At 65.5% G+C, this 22,227-nt stretch carries 21 protein-coding genes and 1 tRNA gene; 6 read left to right on the forward strand and 16 right to left on the reverse strand.

Going from position 1 to position 22,227, the window contains the following annotated elements:
• Positions 1 to 31: 31 nt before the first annotated feature.
• The 3 genes from thrS to BM388_RS07795 form a co-directional block, all read right to left on the reverse strand.
• Entirely contained in the window at positions 32 to 1,930 is a 1,899-nt protein-coding gene (gene thrS, locus BM388_RS07785) for a threonine--tRNA ligase (protein WP_089848840.1), read from the reverse strand.
• A gap of 228 nt (positions 1,931 to 2,158) precedes the next feature.
• Positions 2,159 to 2,974: an OmpA family protein gene (locus tag BM388_RS07790; protein WP_089848842.1), complete on the reverse strand. Its 816-nt coding sequence runs from the start codon at positions 2,972 to 2,974 to the stop codon at positions 2,159 to 2,161.
• Between the two features lie 283 nt (positions 2,975 to 3,257).
• Positions 3,258 to 3,725 (reverse strand): DUF2489 domain-containing protein, encoded by a 468-nt coding sequence (locus tag BM388_RS07795; RefSeq protein ID WP_089848844.1) that lies wholly within the window; start codon positions 3,723 to 3,725, stop codon positions 3,258 to 3,260.
• Between the two features lie 185 nt (positions 3,726 to 3,910).
• Here BM388_RS07795 and BM388_RS07800 point away from each other — a divergent pair, with 185 nt between their 5' ends.
• The gene (locus BM388_RS07800; RefSeq protein WP_089848846.1) at positions 3,911 to 5,368 is read left to right on the forward strand and encodes an SLC13 family permease; all 1,458 of its coding nucleotides are present in this window, start codon (positions 3,911 to 3,913) and stop codon (positions 5,366 to 5,368) included.
• 76 nt (positions 5,369 to 5,444) lie between these two features.
• Here the strand turns inward: BM388_RS07800 and cyoE are convergent, their stop codons facing one another.
• Genes cyoE through BM388_RS07820 form a run of 4 tightly spaced genes read right to left on the reverse strand, consistent with a single transcriptional unit; the run spans position 5,445 to position 8,805 of the window.
• Positions 5,445 to 6,365 (reverse strand): heme o synthase, encoded by a 921-nt coding sequence (cyoE, locus tag BM388_RS07805; RefSeq protein ID WP_245781487.1) that lies wholly within the window; start codon positions 6,363 to 6,365, stop codon positions 5,445 to 5,447.
• On the reverse strand, positions 6,358 to 7,440 hold the full coding sequence (locus BM388_RS07810) for a COX15/CtaA family protein (protein WP_089848848.1): 1,083 nt from the start codon (positions 7,438 to 7,440) through the stop codon (positions 6,358 to 6,360). The genes cyoE and BM388_RS07810 overlap by 8 nt, the downstream gene beginning before the upstream one ends.
• The gene (locus BM388_RS07815) at positions 7,427 to 8,056 is read right to left on the reverse strand and encodes a hypothetical protein (protein WP_245781488.1); all 630 of its coding nucleotides are present in this window, start codon (positions 8,054 to 8,056) and stop codon (positions 7,427 to 7,429) included. Before BM388_RS07815 ends, BM388_RS07810 begins: the two co-directional genes overlap by 14 nt.
• Positions 8,053 to 8,805: an SURF1 family protein gene (locus BM388_RS07820; RefSeq protein WP_342714237.1), complete on the reverse strand. Its 753-nt coding sequence runs from the start codon at positions 8,803 to 8,805 to the stop codon at positions 8,053 to 8,055. The genes BM388_RS07815 and BM388_RS07820 overlap by 4 nt, the downstream gene beginning before the upstream one ends.
• On the opposite strand from BM388_RS07820, the gene BM388_RS07825 reads away from it, so the two are divergent.
• Positions 8,795 to 8,989, forward strand: a complete 195-nt coding sequence (locus tag BM388_RS07825; RefSeq protein ID WP_089848852.1) for a DUF2909 family protein — start codon at positions 8,795 to 8,797, stop codon at positions 8,987 to 8,989. The two genes, BM388_RS07820 and BM388_RS07825, sit on opposite strands and share 11 nt — an antisense overlap.
• Before the next feature lie 65 nt (positions 8,990 to 9,054).
• On the opposite strand, the gene BM388_RS07830 is transcribed toward BM388_RS07825, so the two are convergent.
• From BM388_RS07830 to BM388_RS07850, 5 genes are all read right to left on the reverse strand, one after another.
• A complete protein-coding gene (locus BM388_RS07830) occupies positions 9,055 to 9,918 on the reverse strand; it encodes a cytochrome c oxidase subunit 3 (RefSeq protein ID WP_089848854.1) in 864 nt (287 codons plus the stop codon).
• A complete protein-coding gene (locus BM388_RS07835; protein WP_089848856.1) occupies positions 9,915 to 10,511 on the reverse strand; it encodes a cytochrome c oxidase assembly protein in 597 nt (198 codons plus the stop codon). Before BM388_RS07835 ends, BM388_RS07830 begins: the two co-directional genes overlap by 4 nt.
• Positions 10,512 to 10,540: 29 nt before the next feature.
• Positions 10,541 to 12,172, reverse strand: coding sequence for a cytochrome c oxidase subunit I (ctaD, locus tag BM388_RS07840; protein WP_089848858.1), 1,632 nt, complete (start codon positions 12,170 to 12,172; stop codon positions 10,541 to 10,543).
• 45 nt (positions 12,173 to 12,217) lie between these two features.
• Positions 12,218 to 13,345, reverse strand: a complete 1,128-nt coding sequence (coxB, locus tag BM388_RS07845) for a cytochrome c oxidase subunit II (RefSeq protein WP_089848860.1) — start codon at positions 13,343 to 13,345, stop codon at positions 12,218 to 12,220.
• A gap of 117 nt (positions 13,346 to 13,462) precedes the next feature.
• Complete coding sequence (locus BM388_RS07850; protein ID WP_089848862.1) at positions 13,463 to 13,636, reverse strand: DUF2970 domain-containing protein; 174 nt, start codon at positions 13,634 to 13,636, stop codon at positions 13,463 to 13,465.
• Positions 13,637 to 13,839: 203 nt separating this feature from the next.
• On the opposite strand from BM388_RS07850, the gene BM388_RS07855 reads away from it, so the two are divergent.
• Positions 13,840 to 14,193 carry a hypothetical protein gene (locus BM388_RS07855; protein ID WP_089848865.1) on the forward strand — a complete coding sequence of 118 codons (354 nt, stop codon included), beginning with the start codon at positions 13,840 to 13,842 and terminating at the stop codon, positions 14,191 to 14,193.
• A gap of 12 nt (positions 14,194 to 14,205) precedes the next feature.
• On the opposite strand, the gene BM388_RS07860 is transcribed toward BM388_RS07855, so the two are convergent.
• On the reverse strand, positions 14,206 to 14,937 hold the full coding sequence (locus tag BM388_RS07860) for an LrgB family protein (protein ID WP_089848867.1): 732 nt from the start codon (positions 14,935 to 14,937) through the stop codon (positions 14,206 to 14,208).
• On the reverse strand, positions 14,934 to 15,311 hold the full coding sequence (locus BM388_RS07865) for a CidA/LrgA family protein (protein ID WP_089848869.1): 378 nt from the start codon (positions 15,309 to 15,311) through the stop codon (positions 14,934 to 14,936). The genes BM388_RS07860 and BM388_RS07865 overlap by 4 nt, the downstream gene beginning before the upstream one ends.
• 207 nt (positions 15,312 to 15,518) lie before the next feature.
• On the opposite strand from BM388_RS07865, the gene BM388_RS07870 reads away from it, so the two are divergent.
• Positions 15,519 to 15,595: transfer RNA gene (locus BM388_RS07870), tRNA-Pro, on the forward strand.
• A gap of 613 nt (positions 15,596 to 16,208) precedes the next feature.
• Positions 16,209 to 17,462 carry a methyl-accepting chemotaxis protein gene (locus BM388_RS07875; protein WP_089848871.1) on the forward strand — a complete coding sequence of 418 codons (1,254 nt, stop codon included), beginning with the start codon at positions 16,209 to 16,211 and terminating at the stop codon, positions 17,460 to 17,462.
• Positions 17,463 to 17,475: 13 nt separating this feature from the next.
• Here the strand turns inward: BM388_RS07875 and BM388_RS07880 are convergent, their stop codons facing one another.
• The gene (locus BM388_RS07880; RefSeq protein WP_089848873.1) at positions 17,476 to 19,212 is read right to left on the reverse strand and encodes a putative bifunctional diguanylate cyclase/phosphodiesterase; all 1,737 of its coding nucleotides are present in this window, start codon (positions 19,210 to 19,212) and stop codon (positions 17,476 to 17,478) included.
• Positions 19,202 to 21,826 carry a GAF domain-containing protein gene (locus BM388_RS07885; RefSeq protein WP_089848875.1) on the reverse strand — a complete coding sequence of 875 codons (2,625 nt, stop codon included), beginning with the start codon at positions 21,824 to 21,826 and terminating at the stop codon, positions 19,202 to 19,204. Before BM388_RS07885 ends, BM388_RS07880 begins: the two co-directional genes overlap by 11 nt.
• Before the next feature lie 150 nt (positions 21,827 to 21,976).
• On the opposite strand from BM388_RS07885, the gene BM388_RS07890 reads away from it, so the two are divergent.
• Positions 21,977 to 22,227: transposase (locus BM388_RS07890; RefSeq protein WP_175535057.1), on the forward strand; the 251-nt coding region annotated here is incomplete at its 3' end.

Genomic DNA, 22,227 nt, shown 5'->3' on the forward strand with positions numbered 1-22,227 from the left:
TTCCGTCTCCACTATCGCTTGGAAGATGTCGCTATTGCCGTTCGGTCTGAATCCGCTCGATGAAGGCGTCTACCGTCATCGTCCCGAGATTCTCGCCGCTGCGGGTGCGCAGGGCCACCGAGTCGGACTCGACTTCCTTATCTCCCACCACCAGGAGATAGGGGACCTTCTGCAACGTATGCTCTCGGATTTTAAAGCCGATCTTCTCGTTCCTCAAGTCCGACTTGACGCGCAGACCGACTTTCTGGAGCCGTTCGACCAGCGAGACGGCGTAATCACGCTGAGCATCGGTGATGGTCATGACCACCGCCTGCTGCGGCGCCAGCCACAGCGGCATGGCGCCGGCATAGTGCTCGATCAGGATACCCAGGAACCGCTCGAAGGAACCGAGAATCGCGCGATGCAGCATCACCGGCGTCTTGCGCACGCCATCCTCGTCGACGAACTGCGCCCCCAGGCGACCCGGCAGGTTGAAGTCGAGCTGTAGCGTACCACACTGCCAGACGCGGTTGAGGCAATCGCGCAGCGAGAACTCGATCTTGGGCCCGTAGAAGGCGCCCTCGCCCGGCTGCAGGTCCCACTCGAGGCCGGTGGCGTTCAGCGCCGCCTCGAGACCGGCCTCGGCACGATCCCAAAGCGCCGGCTCGCCCATGTAGCCTTCGGGGCGGGTGGAGAGCTTGAGCTCCACGTCGTCGAAGCCGAGTTCCTTGTAGACCTGGAGGGTCAGGGCGATGAAGGCCTCGGCCTCGGCCTGGATCTGCCCCTCGGTGCAGAAGATGTGCGCGTCGTCCTGGGTGAAGCCGCGCACCCGCATCAGGCCGTGCAGCGAGCCGGAGGGCTCGTTACGGTGGCAGCTGCCGAATTCGGCGAGGCGCAGAGGGAGGTCGCGGTAGCTCTTCAGCCCCTGGTTGAACACCTGCACGTGGCAGGGGCAGTTCATCGGCTTGACCGCGTACTCGCGCTTCTCCGACTCGGTGGTGAACATCAGTTCGCTGTAGTGCCCCCAGTGCCCCGAGGCCTTCCACAGCGAGAGATCGACCACCTGGGGCGTCTTGATCTCCTGATAGCCGTGCTCGATCTGCACGCGACGCATGTACTGCTCGAGCGCCTGGTAGATCGTCCAGCCGTTGGGATGCCAGAAGACCATGCCAGGGGCCTCTTCCTGGAGATGGAAGAGATCCATCTTCTTGGCCAGCTTGCGATGATCGCGCTTTTCGGCCTCCTCGAGGCGCTTGAGATAGGCCTTGAGCTGTTTCTTGTCGCCCCAGGCGGTGCCGTAAATACGGGTCAGCATGGGGTTCTCGGCGTTGCCTCGCCAGTAGGCCCCAGAGAGCTTGGTCAGCTTGAACGCCTTGAGGTGCCGCGTATTGGGCACGTGAGGACCCCGGCACATGTCGAGGTATTCCTCGTGATGGTAGAGACGAATGGTCTCTCCCTCGGGAATGCCGCGCACGATCTCCTGCTTGTAGGGCTCGTCGCGGTGCAAGAACTGCAGCATGGCGTGATCGCGATCGACATACTCGCGCACCACATCGTACTCGTGATCGATCAGCGCCTTCATGCGCGCCTCGATGGCCTCGAGATCCTCGGGGGTCACCGAGCGTCCGAAGTCGACGTCATAGTAGAAGCCGTCTTCGATCACCGGGCCGATGGCCATCTTGGCGTCGGGATAGAGCTGCTTGACGGCATGACCGATCAGGTGGGCGCAGGAGTGGCGAATGACCTCGAGGCCCTCCGCGTCGCGGGCGGTGAGAATCGCCACCTCGGCATCATGGTCGATGATATCGGCGGCATCCACCTGCACGCCGTCGATCTTGCCGGCCACGCAGGCCTTGGCGAGACCGGGACCGATGCTCTCGGCCAGCTGCATCACGCTGAGGGGGTCGTCGAAGGTTCTCTGACTGCCGTCGGGCAGGGTCACGATGGGCATGAAGGCTTCCTTGTGCGCAGTGGTGATCCATACCAGGGATCACGTGTCGCCAGACGAATGGTCGTGGTCTGAAAGCCACATAGCCTAGCAGAAGCGCCCCCTGTGGCGCCACGGTGGATGGCCAAGGGCAGGAACCCCGACACGAGACAAGGCGCCCGTAGGCGCCTTGTCTCGTGCTTGCGTCACGTCCCGGGCGATGCCGGGACGGTGGCTCGGGTCAGGGCAGGATCACTCCCACTCGCCAAGTTCGACGCGACGGTTCTCGGCACGGCCAGCGTCAGTCTCGTTGCTGGCCACCGGCTGGGACTCGCCGTAGCCGATGGTGCGCATGCGATCCATCGAGACGCCCTGGCTCGCCAGGTAATCGGCGACGGAGTCGGCACGGCGCTGAGAGAGGTCCTGATTATAGGAATCGCTGCCCACGGCGTCGGTGTGACCCTCGATGCGCACGCGAACATTCTCGTTGGCGCGCAGCTTCTCGGCGACATCGGCGAGGATGTCCTCGGCGCCCATGGTCAGGACGGCAGAGTCAAACTCGAAATTGACGTCGCGCAGCACCAGGTCCTGCTCGCAGCCCAGGGCGTTGACCTCGGCACCGGCCGGGGTACCCGGACACTGGTCCTGATAGTCCGGCACGCCATCGCCGTCGGAGTCGAGCGGGCAACCCACGGCATCCACGGCCACGCCTGCCGGTGTGCCCGGACACTGGTCGTTGGCATCGGTGACGCCGTCACCGTCGGTGTCGCGCGGCGCCGGTGCCGGGCTGCGGTTGGGCTCGGCACACAGCATCGCACCGATGGCCGCACCCGCGGTGGAGCCGATGGCCGCACCGGTATCCTCATCGGATTCGCCGCTGGTGGCATAGCCCAGACCGCCACCGATCACGCCGCCGGCGAGCCCGCAGACGAAGGGAGATTGGTACCAGGCACGGTCAGAGGAAACGCCGCTGTCCATGCCGGAGGATTGAGACCCTGAGCTGGCACAGCCGGAGAGCCCGACCACCAGCGCAGAACCGAGCAACAAACCAGTCGTTGATTTTTTCATGCAAGACTCCTTCTTCTTAACTACATCCCGGCACGACGGGTAAGGAGCGCCATTGCCAGGGGGTTCCGAGGAATGAACCGAGGGAAACGGCCCCCGAACCGCTTCCTGCACCTTCCAAGAAAGCACGTTACGCCTTTCTCGGCCAGTTCCAGGCACGGCGGCTAGGGCATCCAATGCATATTAGCCGTCAACGTGAGGGTGTCAGCTTGCCGCAGAGCCTGGACGGTTGCAATCAACGCAGGTGGCCAACGCACACCTTCCTGCAGACACCGGCAACAGGAAGTCAGTGCAGACTACCCGGCCAGCCGCGACGAAATTCGATTACTGCCGTCGCGGCCTTGAGTACCGGTTCGCGCATCTCATCCTCGACCATCAGACGCTCGCGGTCCTCCTGGAACCGCGCCTTCGGACTCAAGGCCTTGCGCGCGGCATGGGTGTGCAGGTGCTGGGTACGGCGATGGACCTCGTCGAATGCCTGGAAGTCGGGCCGCTGCGTCAGGTCCTGATCGAGGATCTCCAGCAGCACCTTGCAGCGCCAGGACCCCTCGGTGATATCGACCTGCTCCTGGGCCAGCGCCGAGGCCACCATCTCGAGGTTCTCCAGGCAGTTCTCATGGGCACGCCGCAACTCTTCTTCACGAAAGTTCCGGCGCCGCCGTACCTCCTTCCAGAGCGTGAAAGCATAGGCCCCGAGACCGGCGATGATCGCCAGCCCCAGGCCAAGGAGAATGAGTGCCAGAGTAGGGTTCATGGGCATGTCCCGTGTCGGTTCGTGTCAGGGACTTCATCATACATGCCGCCCGCCAGACCCCGAAATCACGCTCGAGTGACCCGGCAAGGCGACCAGGTCGATTTACCGATCAAGGCTCTGCAGACGGCCTGGGCCTTGCGTAAAATCCTCTCTCCACCCACCGCGCATGGAACGACGGAACGACGATGCCCACATCCGACGACTCTTACGCCTCGCCCTCGGCACCCGCCCTGTCCACACGTATCGGCCTGTGGCTGGGCCCACTCTGGGTACTGCTGACCCTGCTGGCACCGGCGCCCACCGGCATGTCCGATCCGGCCTGGGCCTGCGCCGGCCTGGGGCTCCTGATGGCCACCTGGTGGTCCACCGAGGCTATCCCGATCCCCGCCACCTCGCTGCTGCCGCTGGCCCTGGTGCCGGCACTGGGCATCGGCGACATGAACGAGACCGCCGCCAGCTATGCCAACCCGATCATCTATCTCTTCCTCGGCGGCTTCCTGCTCGGCATTGCCATGCAGCGCTGGGCCCTGCACCGGCGCATCGCGCTGCACGTCCTGCGCGTGGTCGGCCACCAGCCGCGTCGCCAGATCGGCGGCTTCATGCTGGCCACCGGATTTCTCAGCATGTGGGTCTCCAATACCGCTACCGCCATCATGATGCTGCCCATCGGCATGTCGGTGGTCAGCCTGCTGGACGACGCCGACCCGGTCGAGCTGAACCGCTACGCCACGGCGCTTCTACTGGCCATCGCCTACTCCGCCAGCATCGGGGGCGTGGCGACCCTGATCGGCACCCCGCCCAATGCCCTGCTCGCCGGCTACCTGGCCGAGGACCGCGGCATCGATCTGGGTTTCGCCCAATGGATGATGATCGGCCTGCCGATCAGCGCGGTCATGATGGTCAGTGCCTGGTGGTGGCTGACTCGCCGCGATTTCAACCTGAAGGTCGGCGACGACAGCGCCGGCATGGTGCGCGACGAACTGGCGAAGCTCGGCCGAATCGGCGCGCCCGAGCGCCGCGTGGGTCTGATCTTCCTGCTGGCGGCGGTGACCTGGATGCTGCGGCCGCTGCTCAACGATGCCGGGCTCGACTGGCTCTCAGACACGGGTATCGCCATCATCGCCGGCATTGCCTTGTTCCTGGTGCCCACCGGCCGCGGCGATGGCAGGCGCCTGATGGACTGGGACGCCGCCAAGGAGCTCCCCTGGGGGATTCTGCTGCTGTTCGGCGGCGGCCTGGCGCTGGCCGGCGCCATCAGCCGCTCGGGGCTGGCGGAGTGGATCGCCCAGCAGCTCGGCATCTTCGGCGCCTTACCGCTACTGGCGATGGTCGGCGTGGTAGTGCTGGTGATCATCTTCCTCACCGAGGTGACCTCCAACACCGCCACCGCGGCCGCCTTCCTGCCGCTGCTCGGCGCCCTGGCGCTGTCGCTGGACATCTCGCCCCTGCTGATCACGGTGCCCGCGGCCATCGCCGCCAGCTGCGCCTTCATGATGCCGGTGGCTACGCCACCCAATGCCATCGTCTTCGCTACCGGTCGCATGAAGATCCAGTCGATGATCCACGCCGGCTTCATGCTCAACCTGATCAGCACGGTGGTCGTGACGTTGATGGCCTACTTCCTGATCCTCGCCCTCTGGTAGGGACGCCGCCCGACCCGAACGACGGAGCCCGGCCGTATGGCCGGGCTCCTCTTTTTCGGATGACGCTGGCGTCGACTCAGCTCGCGAGCATCCAGGCCGCGGCATAGTGATCCAGCAGCAGCACGCCGAACACGCCGAGGATGTAGCGAATGGAGAACCAGAAGGCCGCCAGCGGTGCCTTCGGGTCGCGGCCGCGCCAGACCCGCCAGTTCCAGACCATGAAGCGCGCATTGAGGGCCGTCACCCCGACGAGATAGAGCACCCCGCTCATGCCGATGACGAACGGCAGCAGCGTGACCGCCACCGTCAACCAGCCATAGAGCCAGACCTGCAAGCGTGTAAAGGCCTTGCCGTGGGTGACCGGCAGCATCGGCACGCCGGCCCGGGCATATTCGTCGCGCTTGTGGATCGCCAACGCCCAGAAATGCGGCGGCGTCCAGGCGAAGATGATCAGCATCAGCAGCAGCGGCTCGGGGCCCAGCTGCCCGGTGACCGCCGTCCAGCCGAGCAGCGGCGGCGCCGCTCCCGCCACCCCGCCGATGACGATGTTCTGCGGCGTGGCATGCTTGAGAAAGGCGGTGTAGATCAGCGCATAGCCGATCAGCGAGCCAAGGGTAAGCCAGGCCGTGAGCGGATTGACCTGCCAGGCCAGCAGCCCGATACCGCAGACCGAGAGCAGAGTCGCCCACCCAAGCGCCAACCCGGTGGGCAGGCGCTGGGTCGCCAGGGGGCGGCCCGCGGTGCGCAGCATCAAGGCGTCCAGGCGGCGATCGACCACGTGATTGAAGGCCGCCGCTCCCCCGGCGGCCAGGCCGATCCCCGCCAGGCCGAAGACTACCGCCGCCGTCCCCGGCAGCGGCGCCGCCAGCAGCATGCCGACCAGGGTGCAGACCAGCATCACCGCCACCACCCGGGGCTTGCACAGCGTGTAGAGATCTCGCCAGCCCCAGCCGGTGAGATGGCCGACCGCTGCACGTTCCATCACGACCTCAGACATGAGCCCACTCCTCCTTCGTTACCGAATTCCCCGCCTGCGGCGCGGCCGTGCCCTGCGTCACGCTCGACCAGCGCCAGTGCCACAGGGCAAGGGTCATCGCTGCCACCAGCGCCACCGCGACGGCGGTATGCAGCAGGGCCAGCCATAGCGGCAGCCACGCCAGCACGTTGGCGATGCCCAGCGCTAGCTGCGCCCCAAAGGTACCGCCCAGCAGCGCCAGCCAGGGGCGCATGCCGGTCGCGTCGCGGTAGCGCACGGCGAGCAGCAGCAGGCCGAGGCCGAGCGCCAGGGCCCCCAGCCGATGTCCTAACTGAATGGCACTGCGCGCCTCGGCGTGCAGCTGCCCGTGCAGATAGTTGGGCCCCACCGTCTGGGTCAGATGAAAGCCCTCACTCCAGTCCATGCTCGGCCACCACTGGCCGTTGCAAGTGGGAAAGCCCTGACAGGCGATCCCGGCATAGTTGCTCGACGTCCAGCCGCCGAGCGCCAGCTGGGCGACGAGAAGCGCCAGCGCCAGTCGCCACAGCGGGGTCAGCGGCCGGGGGCTGACCCGCCGGGGGTCGCCGGGCCGGAAGCGGCGCAGGCGCAGGTGCAACCAGAGGAAGAGCACCATCACGCTGAGCCCGCCAAGCAGGTGAAGGGTGACCACCTGGGGCCACAGCTTCAGCGTCACGGTGAAGGCGCCGAAGGCCCCCTGCATCAGGATCACGACGAGCAGCCCCAGGCTGATGCGCCACGGATACGCGACCTCGCGGCGCCACCGAGCGCCCACCACGATCAGGACGATCACCAGCAGCCCGAGCAGGGAGGCCAGGTAGCGATGTACCATCTCCACCCAGGCCTTGGCGGACTCCAGCGGCACCGTCGGGGAGTGGGCCAGGGCACGGTCGGCGTTCGGCACCACCAGGGCGCCGTAGCAACCAGGCCAATCGGGACAGCCGAGACCCGCATCCACCAGCCGTGTCCAGGCCCCCACCAGCACCACCACGGCAGTGAAGACGACTCCCGCCAGGCTCAAGCGCACCAGCCAGCGGCGGCGGGCCTCCAGGCGCTGGACGCTCTCATCCGCGGCCATCGGCTTGCTCCCCTGATGCTGTGTCGCTCGCTGCGGCGTCACCCGTAGCTATATCGTCCGGGCCTGTCTCTGCCTGAAGTGTCTCAGCTTGGACGGTAGCGTACTGCGCCAGGGGCGACTCGGGATTCAGCCGCAGCAGACGACGCAGGTCGGTCAGCACATCGGACGCCGCGACCTCGGGCCCGTAGCCGAGCACCGCGCGCCCCTCGGGATCGAGGATCCACAGGCGATGGGAGCCTCGCCACTCGGCCGCGTCCGTCCACTGTGCCACGGCGGCCCCGGGCAGCGCCTTGCCCTCTCCGCCGATGCGCAGGCGGCTGACTCGATCGGCATCGCGCCCCAGGGCGCGATGCAGCCGCCACCAGCGATCGGCGCGCTCGGCACAGGCCTCGGAACAGTCGAAGACCAGCAGCCAGTCACTCGCCCTATCCTTTTTCACCGCCGTCAGCGGCCACTGATCCAGGCTGGGCAGCGTGGGCGCAAGCTCGCCGTGAGCGGTGCGCCCCTCGGGAATGCCGAGGCGCCACTGCACCATGCCCCAGGCCAGCACGAGAGGCAGTGCGAAGATCGCCAAAAGGGCCAGCAGCTTCAGGCGCTGGCGTTCGGTGTGGGTCATCGGGGAGGCTCCTTGCTCGGGGAGGAGATCGATTCGGAACGCGCGAAGCGACGGGCGCCCACCAGCATGATGACGAGTGCCGCCAGGGCCAGCCCCCACCACTGCAGGGCGTAGCCCAGATGGCGTTCCGGCGGCACCACGCTTGGCTGCCACCAGGAAGCGAGATGGCCAGGCCCCTGCTCGAGGTGCAGCCAGCCGGCGTGGGCGACGCCCTCGTCGAGTCGCCAGGCCGCGAGGTCGATGCGCTGCAGGCGATTGCCCTCGCGATTGGGGCCAAACAGTGGAGCCGCATCGCCCGACGCCTGCCAGCGCCCTTCCAGACGCACCACGCCATCGGGCGTGTCGACCGAGGGGTCGTCTCGCGTCGGGCCGGTCGCCAGGAAGCCACGCTGGATCAACCAGAGCTGGCCGTTGAGATCGCGAAAGGGCGTGAGGGGCGCCACGCCCAGACGCCCCTCATGAATCCGGTTGTCGAGAAACAGCGTCTCCCCGGCCAGGTACTCCCCGCGCAACACCACACGGGCCCCGGGAGGCGGGGTTTCGGTTGGCGATTCCAGCCGCGGCGCCGCCTCCAGGCGCGCCAGGTACTCGCGCTTGTCGGCGGCCCGCTCCCACTGCCATAGTCCTAGGGCGAGACCCGCCATCACCAGGCAGGACCAGAACCCCCACCAGCCGAGCCGACGCGCCGGGAATCGGCGATGATGCCGCTTCGATGCCGACGCTTTCATGGAGCCGTGAATGTTACTCAAGATAATGATTGCTCTCGTCTTTCTCGCCATGGTGATCAGTCTCGCCGCCGGCGCCGGCTTCCTGATCCGAGACGGGGGGCGCTCTCGCCGCGTCCTGGTCTCGCTCAAGCTGCGCGTGGGCCTGGCGGCGCTGCTGCTGGCCCTGCTGTTCTTCGGCTTCTATCTCGGCGATCTCGGCGCCTGAGCCGCTGAGAAGGCCCGGACTCAGAAGACCCGAGCTCAGAAGACCCGCCCTTAGAAGACCCACCTTTAGAAGACATAGACGAAGGTGAACAGGCCGATCCACACCACGTCGACGAAGTGCCAGTACCAGGCCCCTGCCTCGAAGGCGAAATGATCATCGGCGGTAAAGTGCCCCTGACGTACGCGCCACAGCATCACCGCCAGGATGATGGTGCCGATGATCACGTGCAGCCCGTGAAAGCCGGTGAGCAGGAAGAAGGTCGCACCGTAGATCCCGGCCTGCAGAGTGATCCCGTAGTGGGCATAGGCCTCGTAGTACTCGACCCCCTGGACGGTGATGAACGTGAGGCCCAACAGCACCGTGACGGTGAGCCAGAAGCGGGCGCTGTCACGAAAGCCCTCCTTGATGCCCTCGTGGGCGATGGTCAGGGTGATGCTGGAAGTCACCAGGATCAGGGTGTTGACCAGCGGCAGGTGCCAGGGGCTGAAGGTCTCGCGGGGCCCCTCGATGCTCGCGTCCGGCGGGTTGAGCAGCGGCCAGGACGCGGTGAAATCGGGCCACAGCAGCGAGGCCACGCCCTTGGCGCCCTCCCCGTCCAGCCACGGCAGCGCGAAGGTGCGCACGTAGAAGAGCGCGCCGAAGAAGGCCGCGAAGAACATCACCTCCGAGAAGATGAACCAGCCCATTCCCCAGCGGAAGGAGCGATCCATCTGGGCATCATAGAGCCCGCCCCGCGACTCGCGGATGACGTCGCGAAACCACAGTGTCATCACCGCGAGGATGGCGAGCAGGCCGATCACCATGACCGGCATCCCCGCCAGTCCATGCACCAGCAGGGTACCAGTGCCAATCATCATGGCCCCCAGCGAAAGCGACCCCAGGATCGGCCACTTGCTGGACTCGGGTACGTAGTAGCTGCCACCACTCATGCGCTGTCTCCTTCTGTGATCGACTCACGGCGCGCGACCTCGGCCTGGGCCGACTGAACGGGATAGAGGGTGTAGACCAGGGTCACCGTCTTGATGTCAGCAGGCAGGTCGCGGGTCAGCTGGAAGACCAGCGGTGCCTTCAACGTCTCGCCGGCCGCCAGCTGCTGCTCCTGAAAGCAGAAGCAGGTCAGCTTGCGCAGGTGCAGCGATGCCGCCGACGGTGAGACGCTGGGCACCGCGCGGGCGAGCGTGGTCGCATCGCCGTTGTTGCGGAAGGTGAAGAACACCTCCTCGCGCTGGCCGGGGTGCAGACGAATCTGGCGGGTATTCACCTCCAGGTGCCAGGGCAGGCCCTGACTGCCCCGGGTGATGAACTGCACCGTGACCATCCGCGAGGCATCGACCTCCTGTTCGACCAGCGGCTGGGCCCGCGCGCTGGTCTTGCCGTTGAGGCCGGTCAGGTCGCAGAAGACGTCATAGAGCGGCACCAGGGCGAAGGCGAAGGCGAACATGCCGGCGAGCACCACCAGGGTACGGGTCACGGTGCGACGGACCCCTGCACGACCCGTGGCCTGATCGTCACGTCTGCTCATGCCTGCCTCCTGAGCCCTGGCGGGCTCGCTCAGTGCTCGCGGGGTTGAAACGTCGGGGGCGTCTCGAAGGTATGCAGCGGCGCCGGGCTGGGCACGCTCCACTCGAGATCCTCGGCGCCTTCCCAGGCCTTAGCCGGTGCCTTCTCGCCGCCGCGTACGCACTTGATGATCACCAGCACGAAGAGCAGCTGTGAGGCGCCGAACAGGAAGCCGCCGAGACTCGAGACCAGGTTGAAATCGGCAAATTGCAGCGCGTAGTCGGGGATACGACGGGGCATGCCGGCCAGGCCCGAGAAGTGCATCGGGAAGAAGGTCAGGTTCACGCCGATCACCGACAGCCAGAAGTGCCACTGCGACAGGCGCACCGATGGGTAGTGGCCGGTCCACTTGGGCAGCCAGTAGTAGGCGCCGGCAAGGATCGCGAAGAGCGCCCCGGGCACCAGCACGTAGTGGAAGTGCGCCACCACGAAGTAGGTGTCGTGATACTGAAAATCGGCGGGTGCGATGGCGAGCATCAGCCCCGAAAACCCGCCGACCGTGAACTGCACCACGAAGGCCAGGGCGAACAGCATGGGCGGTTCGAAGCTGATCGAGCCGCGGAACATGGTCGCCACCCAGTTGAACACCTTCACGCCGGTCGGCACCGCGATCAGCATGGTGGTGTACATGAAGAACAGTTCGGCCACCAGCGGCAAGCCGACGATGAACATGTGGTGGGCCCAGACCATGAAGGAGAGGATCGCGATGGCCGCCGTGGCGTAGACCATGGAGGCGTAGCCGAAGAGGCGCTTGCGCGAGAATGTCGGGATGATCGCCGAGACAATGCCGAAGGCCGGCAGGATCATGATGTAAACCTCGGGGTGCCCGAAGAACCAGAACAGGTGCTGGAAGAGCACCGGGTCACCGCCGCCGGCGGCATTGAAGAAGCTGGTGCCGAAGTTGATGTCCATCAGCATCATGGTGATCACCCCGGCGAGCACCGGCATCACGGCGATCAGCAGGAAGGCGGTGATCAGCCAGGTCCACACGAACAGCGGCATGTCCATCATGCGCATCCCCGGGGCACGCAGATTGAGGATGGTCGCGATGATGTTGATCGCACCGAGGATGGAGCTGATCCCGGCGAGGTGCAGCGAGAGAATGAAGAAGCTGGTGGAGGGCGGCGCGTAGGTCGTCGAGAGCGGCGCATAGAAGGTCCAGCCGAAGTTGGGCCCGCCTCCCGGCATCAGCAGGGTCGAGAGCAGCAGCAGGAAGGCCACCGGCAGCAGCCAGAAGCTGAAGTTGTTGAGGCGCGGCAGGGCCATGTCGGGGGCGCCGATCTGCAGCGGCACCATCCAGTTGGCCAGGCCGACGAAGGCCGGCATGATCGCACCGAACACCATGATCAGGCCGTGCATGGTGGTCATCTGGTTGAAGAACTCGGGCTGCACCAGCTGCAGGCCGGGCTGGAACAGCTCGGCACGGACCACCAGGGCGAAGATCCCGCCGATGAAGAACATGGTCAGGGAGAAGAGCAGGTAGAGCGTGCCGATCTCCTTGTGGTTGGTGGTCAAGAGCCAGCGCATCAGCCCGCGAGGGCGAGCATGCCCGGACTCGGCCATGCCACCGGCGGTGGTTGTGCTGTGCTGCGGAGTCGGCTTGGGTGGCAGGTGGGAAGCCATCGGAATCTCCTGTGGACCATCACGAAAGAGGAGCGGAAGGACCGTTCATTCGCCCTGGGCGGCGAGGCGCTCGGCGATCTCCGACGGTTGCACGGTATCGCCGGCGTCGTTGCCCCAGGCGTTGCGCTCGTAGGTGACCACCGCGGCGATCTCCACCGGGCTAAGCGTGTTGCGGAACGCCGGCATGGCCGATCCCGCCACCCCGTCAATCACGACATTGATATGGCGCTCCGGCTCCTCCAGCAGCGCCTGATTGCCCGCCAGGGCGGGGAAGGCCGGCGGACTGCCGCCGCCATCCGGCTGGTGGCAGGCGGCGCAAACGGCGCCGTAGGTCTGCTCACCTCGGGCCATCAGCTCCTCGAGACTCCACTCGCGATCAGCGCTCATCGCCTCCTGCTGGGCCGCCTCCTTGCGCTTGGCCATCCACTCCTCGAAGCGCTCCGGTTCGACGGCCTCGACCACCACCGGCATGAAGCCGTGATTGCGGCCGCAGAGTTCTGCGCACTGGCCGCGATAGATGCCGGGCTCGTCGATGCGCACCCAGTTCTCATTGACGAAGCCGGGCACGGCATCCTGCTTGACGGCGAGATCGGGCACCCACCAGGAATGGATGACGTCGTCCGAGGTCAGCAACAAACGCACCTTTTGACCCACCGGGAGCACAAGTGGCTCGTCCACCTCGAGCAGGTAGTTCTCACCCTTCTCGCTGGTGCCGCTGATCTGCTCTCGCGACGTGCTCAGATTAGAGGTGAAGGCCACGTCCTCGCCCAGGTAGTCGTAGCGCCAGCGCCACTGCTGACCGGTGACCATGACGTCGAGGTCGGCTTCCGAAGCGTCGTACATGGTCTTGAGCGTTGCGGTGGCGGGCACCGCCATGGCCACCAGGATCAGCAGCGGTATCGCCGTCCAGATGACTTCGACGCTGGTGTGCTCGTGAAAGGTGGCGGCCTTGGCGCCGCGCGAATGGCGATAGCGGAACAGGGAATAGAACATCGCCCCGAAGACGATTACCCCGATGACCACGCAGATCCAAAAGATGATCATGTGCAGAGAGTAGATATCGCGACTCAACGCCGTGACGCCCACCGGCATGTTCCAGCCGTTGGCGAGCGCTATCGGGGTCAGGGCTGATAGCATCACCCCTACCGCCATCCACACAAGCAGCCTGCGCATCGGCGCCTCCTCGAATCATTGTTGTATTAGTCAGCGCTTGAAGGAGTATAGAAGAGCGCGGCCGTTCTTCTACGCGCACCTCACCGGCGTGATAAACGCGGTCGTCAACGTTCACGCTCAGCGAGCAGCCATCATCGCCACGAAGGCCACCAGCAACACGAATGCCGCCCCGACGATCACTCCCGCAACGATGAAGGTTCCGGGGCGCTCAGAGCGAAAATCCTCCCGGCGGCGCTCATCCTTCTGCACGCCCAGAAAGGCCGCCAGCACTGACTTGATCGCTTGCCACATCACCGCCCTCCTATGCCTTGACGATTCCTCCTTCTGACCCTAGCCCAGATGCGGGCGGACTCCCGTGAAGGCATTTCACGCAAGCGCGGAAAAATGCTGGATACGGCTTCGCTGCAACGCACCATCGGCGAATCGTCTTCTATACTCAGAAAGCCCGAAGGAGACTAGATGCCTATCATCCGAAAGCCCGGAGGAGACCGACGATGACCCAGCACGACGACACCGCGACCAATCCGGCCCTGGCCGCCGAGCCCATGATGGAGTGGTGGCAGCAGCAGTGGAGTCAGGGAGTGACGCCCATGGCGCGAATGCAGATGGCCTGGATGCAGAGCATGGCCGAGGCCATGCAGTTCGAGGCGCAGTTTCTCAAGACGCTCGCCGAGAGCGGCCAGAAGATTGCCCAGTCCTTCGACGGCGATACTCCGCAGACTCCGGCCGAGATGCAGAAGCGCTACCAGGCGTTGATCTCGGAGCTCACCGATGCGCAGATGGATCGCATGAAGAAGGCCGCCGAGCTGTCACACGACTTCCGGCGCCGAGTCTGGGAGGAACTCTGACGAGGGCAAGGTTCAGCTCAGGCCCAGAAGGCTGGTGATCAGCGGCAGCAGGAAGGCCGTGAGAAGGCCCGAAAGCCCCATGGCCAGGCCCGAAAAGGCGCCGGCAACGGCGCCCATGCGCGCGAAGGCGTGGGCCGTGCCGAAACCGTGAGCCGAAAGGCCCATGGTGAAGCCCTGAACGGCCGGATCCGTGATGCGCAACAGCCGCAGGATCCAGGGCCCCAGGGCGCAGCCGATGGAGCCGGTCAGCAGGACCAGGCCGGCCGCCAGCGACGGAATGCCACCGATCTGCTCGGCGATACCCATGGCGATCGGCGACGTCACCGAGCGGGGAGCCAGCGAGAGCAGCGTCTTGGGATCGGCGCCGAGCAGCATGGCGAGTCCCAGAGTGGTCGACACCGCCGTGAGCACCCCTGCCCCACAGGCCAGCAGTAGCGGCCACAGCAGGCGATAGACGCGCTGGCGATGGTCGTACAGGGGGATCGCAAGGGCCACCGTGGCCGGCCCCAGCAGGAAGTGAATGAACTGGGCGCCCTCGAAGTAAGTGGCATAGTCCATGTCCACCAGCAGCAGCAGCGTGATCAGCATCGCGATGGCGAGCGTGACGGGATGCAGCAGCGGCGTGCCGCCCACGGCGCGGTTGATCTTGACGGCCAGGGCAAACACCAGCAGCGTCGCCAGCAGGGAGAGCAGCGGGTTTCCGGAGAGATAGACCCACAGCTGATCGAAGGAGGCGAGGTTCATCCGTTATCTCCCGCCCGACCGCCGCGTGAGGCATTGCGACGCTGCAACCGTTCGAGCACCCAGGCCGTCACGGTGAGCGTCGCCGCCGTGGACACCAGCAGGGTCGCCGCGATCGGCCAGAGATCCGCACCGATCAGCTCGAAGTGCACCATCAGCCCTACCCCGGCCGGCACGAACAGCAGCGTCAGATAGCGCAGGAGCCCCTCCCCCGCCATACGCAGGCAAGAAGGCACCTTGCCTCGCACCAATAGCGCCACCAGCAGGATCACCATGCCGATCACCGGCCCCGGTATCGGCAACAGCAAGCCCTTCGCCAACAGCTCCCCTGCAAACTGGCACGCCAGCAGCATGCTCATCCCCATGATCAACGGCATCGTGTCTTCCTTTTTGCGGCTCCCGTGGAGCCTGTCCTGATTGCCGATATTGTGACAGAACCAGCTTGATCCGGGGGCCCCAGGTTCTGGCTGGCCAAGCAATTGAAAAGAAAGCGCAAAAAGGACTTTTCATTTGCCTCGGGTCGCGCTAGTATACGCCTCGTTCTCGGGGGCCAGGACCAACGGCCAAACATCCCGAAACACCGTCGGAGCGTGGCGCAGCTTGGTAGCGCGTTGCAATGGGGTTGCAAAGGTCGCAGGTTCGAATCCTGTCGCTCCGACCACAAACATCAGATAAACCGCCACTTACGGATCATGCCGGGTGGCGGTTTTTCGTTGTGGCTCAGAAAAAATCGGCTGGGTTCCGTATGGGTTCCAGGGGCTCGCTAGCGCCCCACGGTGATAGTGCAAAGATGCCTAGGCCATAGGCTACGGCAGTAGCAGTCAGCACTAGACGGTGCTCACGCTGTCGCCACTCCCCCCACATTTTCCGGGCTCAGGTGCCACCGACTGACCGACCATTAACTGTTCAGTCCTGCGGTGAACGATACGGTATCTGTTTGCCGCTCTGTTGCCATTCCCGCCGTCACAGCCTAGCACTTTCATCTTCAGCGATGCCGTCCGAGACCCGGCATCGCGACCTCAGAAACCGGGTGCCTCTCTTCGCGCTCCTGCAGGAAATATCGCCCGCCACCTCTCCCGTACTGTGATAGATTTAGAATTTACTAATTGTTTGTGCCTCGCCAGCATGGCGCCTCTCGCAGATACCGAGTCGCCGCCTCGCTCGTCGATACACATCACCGCCGGCTCAACCGCCGGATGACTCAAGCATGTCCCCACACCGGCCGATAACCTCCGGTGAGGTGCTTCCCGACGAAACTACCAGACTGGCCCTGAATGCTGACGACAACGCGCAAAACCCCGCTGTACCGAGCCCTGACCGCCCACACGCCCTGCATCGTCTTCTCACCCGACGGCGTGATCCTGAAGGCGAGCGCCCCCTTCCTCGACGCGGTCGGCTATCAGCTGGATCAGGTAAAGGGAAAGCACCATCGTCTCTTCTGCCCCCAGGAGATACATAACGACCCGGCCTATCGGCTATTCTGGGAAAAGCTTGCCGGTGGCGAAAGTCAGGAAGGCACCTTCCAGCGCCTCGACGCTCGCGGCGTTCCGCTCTGGCTCGAGGCGACCTACGTGCCGGTGAAGGGCGCCCGCGGGCGCGTCGCCTACATCATCAAGATCGCCAGCGACGTGACCCGGCAGCGCCAGGCCACCGACGATCAGCAGGCAGTGCTCGGCGCCCTGAATGCCTCCATGGCCGTGATTGAATTCACGCCGGACGGCGAGATCCTGCGCGCCAACGACAACTTCCTCGACACCATGGGCTATCGCCAAGAAGACATCGCGGGTCGGCATCATCGAATGTTCTGCAGCGAGGCCTTCTACGCCAATAACCCCGGTTTCTGGGCGGAGCTTGCCGACAACGTCTTCAAGCAGGGCCGCTACGAGCGCTTTACCGCCGACGGCAGGTCAGTGTGGCTCGAGGCGACCTACAACCCGGTGACAGACGCCAACGGCCGGGTCACGCGCATCGTCAAGTTCGCCACGGACATCACCCCCGCCATCGAGTCGGAGGCGGCGGCGCGCCACACCGTGGAGTCCGCTCGGGTAAGCGCCCAGCAGACCGAGACCATCGCAGCCGACGGCCTGACCCAGCTCGAGGAGGCGGTCGATTCGACGCAGCGGGCCGGCGAGGAGATCCAGGCGGCACAGGAGATCATCTCGGCGCTGCAGGAGCAGGTCCGCACCATCAATGGCATCACCGACGCGATCTCGCGAATCGCTCAGCAGACCAACCTGCTATCGCTGAACGCGGCCGTCGAGGCCGCCAGGGCGGGGGATCACGGCCGCGGGTTTGCCGTGGTGGCCAAGGAGGTGCGCGAGCTGTCCCAGGGATCGACCCAGGCCGCCGAACAGATCACCCGCGTGCTGAACGACAACAACGAGCGCATCGGCATGGCCAACCAGAAGATCCTCGACGTCGTCGAGCACAGTCAGGTCAACCAGCAGCGGATCCACGCCACCCAGGACGTCATTCGGGAGATACTCACCGGGGCACAGAGCGTCTCCGAGGCCATCCGGGAGCTCTGACGGCGATCCCTTCTCAGCGATACTCCTCGAGCAAGGGCAGGAACGACTCAACGGGCTGGGGGCGCGCGAACCAGAAGCCCTGACCCATTTCGCAGCCCATGGCCGCCAGGCTGGCGGCCTGAGCCGGTGCCTCGATCCCCTCGGCAACCACCCGGCAGTCCAGCCCATGGGCCATGGCGACGACCGACTCGACCAGCCGATGACTCTGGGCGTCGTCCAGCAGATGCGTCAGGAAGCTGCGATCGATCTTGATGGTATCGACCGGCATCCGCCGCAGGTACGCAAGCGACGAGTGGCCGGTGCCGAAATCGTCGATCGCGATGCTGACCCCGAGATCGGCCAGCTGCTGGAGCTGCAGGGTCGCGACCTCCAGGTCGGTCATCACGGCGGACTCGGTGACCTCCACCTCCAGCGCCGAGGGGGGCACGTCGTATCGCGCCAGAGCCTCGTGCACCTCGGCGACGAAGCCCGGCCGGCACAGCTGGTGGGCGGAGACGTTCACGGCGAGGCTGAACGCCTCATCGACTAGCCCCTCACGCCGCCAGCGACTAAGTGTGGCAAGGGCGGCCTCCAGTACCCAGGCGCCCAGCGCCAGGATATCACCGCTCGCCTCGGCCATCGGGATGAACTCGGCGGGCGAGACCCTGCCCAGCGCCGGGTGCGTCCAGCGCACCAGCACCTCGGCGCCGCAGGTTCGCCCCGAAGCGAGCGCCACCTTGGCCTGGTAGTGAAGCGAGGTCTCGCCGCGCTGCACGGCTTGCGGCAACGCCTGGCGCAGCTGCATGCGCCGCTGTTCACTGGCTTCCAGCGCCGGGCTATGCACCTGAATGGCGACCCCTTCTCGAGCATGGGGCACCGCCAGTGCCGCCATGTGCACCAGCCGCTCCGGCTCCAGGCTTACGCCGCCGGCGACGCCGATTCGGCCATCGATCTGCAGCCGCACGCCACTCGTGGCCAGGGGGCGTTTGAGCTCCCCGCGCACACGCGTTGCCAGGTGCTCGAGTTCGGCCATCGAGGCCCGGGGCTGAATCAGCAGCAGCTCATGGCTGCCCCAGATCCCGACCACGCCCTGATCGGGCAGCGCGGCCTTCAGGCGGCGAGCCATCTCGCTGAGCAAGACCTCGGTCATCCGATGGCCGTGGTACCGCATGATGGCATCGATCCCTTGCAGCACGATGAACAGCGCGCCCACCACGACGCCGTCCCGCTGCCACTCACCGAGGGTCGCCGTGAGCCCACGACGGTTCGGCAGATTCGTCACCGGATCGGTACAGGAGAGACGCTCCAGTTCACGGGTGCGCTGGGCCACCAGCCGTTCCAGCATCGCGGCCTGATCGCGGCGCCACTGATAGTGGCTCTGATCGCGCAGGGCGTTATGAATGCGCGCCAGCACCTCTTCATGGTCGAACGGCTTGGTCAGGAAGTCGCGCACGCCCATGGCCAGCGCTTGCCGGCGAGTATCGTCATCGACCTGAGCGGTCAGCACGATGGTCGGCGGCGCCTCCATGGCAAAGGCCTGCTGCAGGGCCTCGAGCACCGCATAGCCGTCCATGTGGGGCATGCGGATATCCAGCAGCAGCAGATCCGGCACCTGCGCCTGGCAGTGCGCGAGGACCTCGCGCGGATCGGTGAGGCCGGCGACCTGCCGATAGCCATGATCCTCCAACAGATCCTGGAGCAGCTCGACGTTGACGGGATGGTCATCCACCACCAGCAGCCGCTTGTGGTAGAGGGTGGAATCAGAAGGCATCCGGGTTTCCTTCGAACGACGAGAGATGGCGCGAGAGGGTGGCAAAGAACGACGCCAGCTCCAAGGGCTTGGTCAGGTAGTCGTCGAACCCCGCCGCCAGGCCACGCTTGATATCGGCTGGCATGGCATTGGCGGAGAGCGCGATCACCGGCAGCGCCCGCATGAGCGGGAGCTGGCGCAGTCGTTCCAGCGCATGATAGCCGTTCATGCCCGACAGATTAAGATCCATCAGCACCAGATCCGGCGGCTCGGCCTCGATATGCGGCAGGGCGAGCTCAGCGCTAGGATAGATTTGCAGCTGGCAGGCCTGCCACTCTTCGAAGATATCCTCCATCAGGCGCTGGTTGGCGGGATTGTCCTCGATGTAGACGATACGCGCCGCCACCTCCTCCGGGGCGCCTGCGCCCTTCTTCTCGGCCCGGTTCACGACACGCTGATCGACGTCGGCCAGCATCAGACGGCAGTGGAAGGCACTGCCCTGCCCCTCGACGCTTTCGACCTCGATCGTGGCATGCATGGCCTCGAGCAGCTGGCGCGTGATGGCAAGGCCGATGCCGGTACCCTCGATTCCGCTACGCTCGGCCCCAAGTCGCTGGAAGGGCTGGAAGAGCAGCGCCAGACCCTCGTCGCGAATTCCCTGGCCGTTGTCGCGCACGGTGAAGCGAAGACACTCCTCCTCCGCGGCGGCCTCCAGGCAAACCCGGCCGCCCGGACGGTTGTACTTGATGGCGTTGCTGAGCAGGTTCAGCAACACCTGCTTGAGTCGCGTGTAGTCGGCATAAACCGCCGGCAGTGGACCGTGAATCTGCTGGTGGAGCGCGATGTCGTGGGCCTTGGCCGTCGCCTCCAGGGCGTGTGTGGCATCGTCTGCCACCTCAACCAGCGAGAGCGCCTCCATGGAGAGGCTCAGCTGACCGGCCTCCACCCGCGCCAGATCCAGAGTCTGGTTAATCAGCTCCAGAAGATGCTGCCCGCTGCGCGCGATCTGGGCGACCTGGCGCTGCTGGCGCGCCTCCAGCGGGTGGCGCTTGCCACCTTCCAGCAGCTGGGCAAAGCCGAGGATCGCGTTCAAGGGGGTGCGCAGTTCATGGCTCATCGACGAGAGAAACTCGCTCTTGGCGCGATTGGCCCGGTCGGCGCTGTCTCTCGCCGTGGAGAGGGCCTCGATGTAGCCTTCACGCTCCGCCATCTGCCGATAGAGGTTGATCAGCAGCGCGCAGGTCGCCGTAAAGGGCTCCAGCCATTCCAGCAGGGCCTGATCGTAACGGCGACGCCCGTTGGCGATGGCGAACATCCCGATCGGGCGCTGGCCATCGAAGATCGGCACGCCCAGATAGTTGTGAAGCGGCGGATGTCCCGGAGGAAAACCGCCGCGATGCGGGTGCTCGGCGAGGTTGTCGGTCATCACCACCTCGCCATGGGCAAACACCCGTCCGAGCAGCGACCGAGGATTGGAGAGCGTCATGTCACCGTTGCGCAGCCGCTCCATCAGCAGGCGCGACTCCTCGTTCCAGGAGAGATCGGTGATGGAATGGATCTTCAACGCAGGCTGCCCCGCATCCTCGTTCACTTCACCGATCAACGCGTATTCGCTGTCGGTGAGCTCGCGCAGCGCCTCCATCAGGAAGTCCCACAGCTGGTGACCCGACATCAGCGCCTGATAGTCGGTGATCCCACGATGCAGCACGCGAATCAGGCTCGCCTGGCGCAACGCCTCGGTGGTGTCGCGCGCCACGCCCACCACGCCGCCGATCTCGCCCTCCTCATCTCTTAGCGGCCCGAGCTGCAGTTCATGATGGCGGCCCCGGAGGGGCGGCAGCGATATCTGCTGCGCCACGCCGCTGGCGATCACCTCGGCCTCCGCCGCATCAAGGCGCGCCTGAACCTCGGCGGGCAGCTGCGGCGTCCCCTCCTCCATCGCCCTACCGGAGCTGCCCTCCAGCAGCGACAGGCATGCGGTATTGGCCGCCAGGTAGCGCCCGCTGCGACTGCGCGCGTAGATGGGATCGCGACTGCCATCCAGAACGGAGCGCAGCAGCTGCCGCTCCTTGGCCAGCCGATCGCCGGCCTCGGAGAGGCGCAGGTTCAGCGTCACCAGCTCGCGCTGCTGGGCCTCCTGCTGCATCCGCAGCTGATGCTTTCTCAGCAGCGCCTCGACCTGGCCGGCCAGCCGTCCCAGCAGCCGCCGGTCGCGGGCGGAAAACTCGCGTGGGTGAGTGTCGATCAGGCAGAGGGTCCCCACGGCATGTTCCCCATCGGGAAACAGTGGATGTCCCGCGTAGAAACGGATGCCGGGCTCGCCAGTGACCAGGGGATTGTCCTTGAAGCGAACATCCTCGCGGGCGTCCGGCACCACCAGCGGCTGCAGGGCGGCGACCGCATGAGCACAGAAGGAGACCTCCCGCGACGTTTCGCGGACCTCCAGACCGACACAGGCCTTGAACCACTGCCGATCCTCGGCCACCAGTGAGACCAGCGCGATGGGGACCTCGAAGAACTCCTGCGCCAGCTCGACCAGCTGATCGAAGCCCGCATCGCGCGCTGAGTCCATCACGCCAAGCGCCTCGAGGGCGGCCAGGCGGGCGGTGTCATTCTCGGGGACGGGTGGTTTCATGCAGGGGCTCACGGTATGGCGTTATCGGCATATTGATAGGCCGAACGTACCATGAATGCCTAACCCGGAAATTGCACCAGACATGAAAAAGGCGGCTGAAAATCGGTTATAATTCAAGAGCCTAACCAAGAATCAACCGCATCAGCCGCCATGACAAAATGTACCACGCCGACTGCCTCCTTTCCACGCTGTAAAGGCCGCCAGGTCACCGCCGGTTTCGACGGGGGCGAGATCACCTCCGATGGCGGTGTCCTGCTGCTTCGCCAGCTGGATCGCGAGATGGGGCTGACCCGTACCATCGCGCGCCGCCTCGATGATGCTCGGGCCACTCGCCGTTGCCAGCACCGCGCCGAGACCATGCTCCGGCAGCGCGTCTTTGGTCTGGCGCTGGGCTACGAGGA

The sequence above is a fragment of the Halomonas saccharevitans genome (assembly GCF_900116405.1).
Lineage (GTDB): Bacteria > Pseudomonadota > Gammaproteobacteria > Pseudomonadales > Halomonadaceae > Halomonas > Halomonas saccharevitans.

What these genes read in the sequence shown, in the direction of transcription:
- thrS (WP_089848840.1), bottom strand. Translation starts at nt 1,930, where the DNA reads ATGCCCATCGTGACCCTGCCCGACGGCAGTCAGAGAACCTTCGACGAC.
- BM388_RS07790 (WP_089848842.1), bottom strand. Translation starts at nt 2,974, where the DNA reads ATGAAAAAATCAACGACTGGTTTGTTGCTCGGTTCTGCGCTGGTGGTC.
- BM388_RS07795 (WP_089848844.1), bottom strand. Translation starts at nt 3,725, where the DNA reads ATGAACCCTACTCTGGCACTCATTCTCCTTGGCCTGGGGCTGGCGATC.
- BM388_RS07800 (WP_089848846.1), top strand. Translation starts at nt 3,911, where the DNA reads ATGCCCACATCCGACGACTCTTACGCCTCGCCCTCGGCACCCGCCCTG.
- cyoE (WP_245781487.1), bottom strand. Translation starts at nt 6,365, where the DNA reads ATGTCTGAGGTCGTGATGGAACGTGCAGCGGTCGGCCATCTCACCGGC.
- BM388_RS07810 (WP_089848848.1), bottom strand. Translation starts at nt 7,440, where the DNA reads ATGGCCGCGGATGAGAGCGTCCAGCGCCTGGAGGCCCGCCGCCGCTGG.
- BM388_RS07815 (WP_245781488.1), bottom strand. Translation starts at nt 8,056, where the DNA reads ATGACCCACACCGAACGCCAGCGCCTGAAGCTGCTGGCCCTTTTGGCG.
- BM388_RS07825 (WP_089848852.1), top strand. Translation starts at nt 8,795, where the DNA reads ATGTTACTCAAGATAATGATTGCTCTCGTCTTTCTCGCCATGGTGATC.
- BM388_RS07830 (WP_089848854.1), bottom strand. Translation starts at nt 9,918, where the DNA reads ATGAGTGGTGGCAGCTACTACGTACCCGAGTCCAGCAAGTGGCCGATC.
- BM388_RS07835 (WP_089848856.1), bottom strand. Translation starts at nt 10,511, where the DNA reads ATGAGCAGACGTGACGATCAGGCCACGGGTCGTGCAGGGGTCCGTCGC.
- ctaD (WP_089848858.1), bottom strand. Translation starts at nt 12,172, where the DNA reads ATGGCTTCCCACCTGCCACCCAAGCCGACTCCGCAGCACAGCACAACC.
- coxB (WP_089848860.1), bottom strand. Translation starts at nt 13,345, where the DNA reads ATGCGCAGGCTGCTTGTGTGGATGGCGGTAGGGGTGATGCTATCAGCC.
- BM388_RS07850 (WP_089848862.1), bottom strand. Translation starts at nt 13,636, where the DNA reads ATGTGGCAAGCGATCAAGTCAGTGCTGGCGGCCTTTCTGGGCGTGCAG.
- BM388_RS07855 (WP_089848865.1), top strand. Translation starts at nt 13,840, where the DNA reads ATGACCCAGCACGACGACACCGCGACCAATCCGGCCCTGGCCGCCGAG.
- BM388_RS07860 (WP_089848867.1), bottom strand. Translation starts at nt 14,937, where the DNA reads ATGAACCTCGCCTCCTTCGATCAGCTGTGGGTCTATCTCTCCGGAAAC.
- BM388_RS07865 (WP_089848869.1), bottom strand. Translation starts at nt 15,311, where the DNA reads ATGCCGTTGATCATGGGGATGAGCATGCTGCTGGCGTGCCAGTTTGCA.
- BM388_RS07875 (WP_089848871.1), top strand. Translation starts at nt 16,209, where the DNA reads ATGCTGACGACAACGCGCAAAACCCCGCTGTACCGAGCCCTGACCGCC.
- BM388_RS07880 (WP_089848873.1), bottom strand. Translation starts at nt 19,212, where the DNA reads ATGCCTTCTGATTCCACCCTCTACCACAAGCGGCTGCTGGTGGTGGAT.
- BM388_RS07885 (WP_089848875.1), bottom strand. Translation starts at nt 21,826, where the DNA reads ATGAAACCACCCGTCCCCGAGAATGACACCGCCCGCCTGGCCGCCCTC.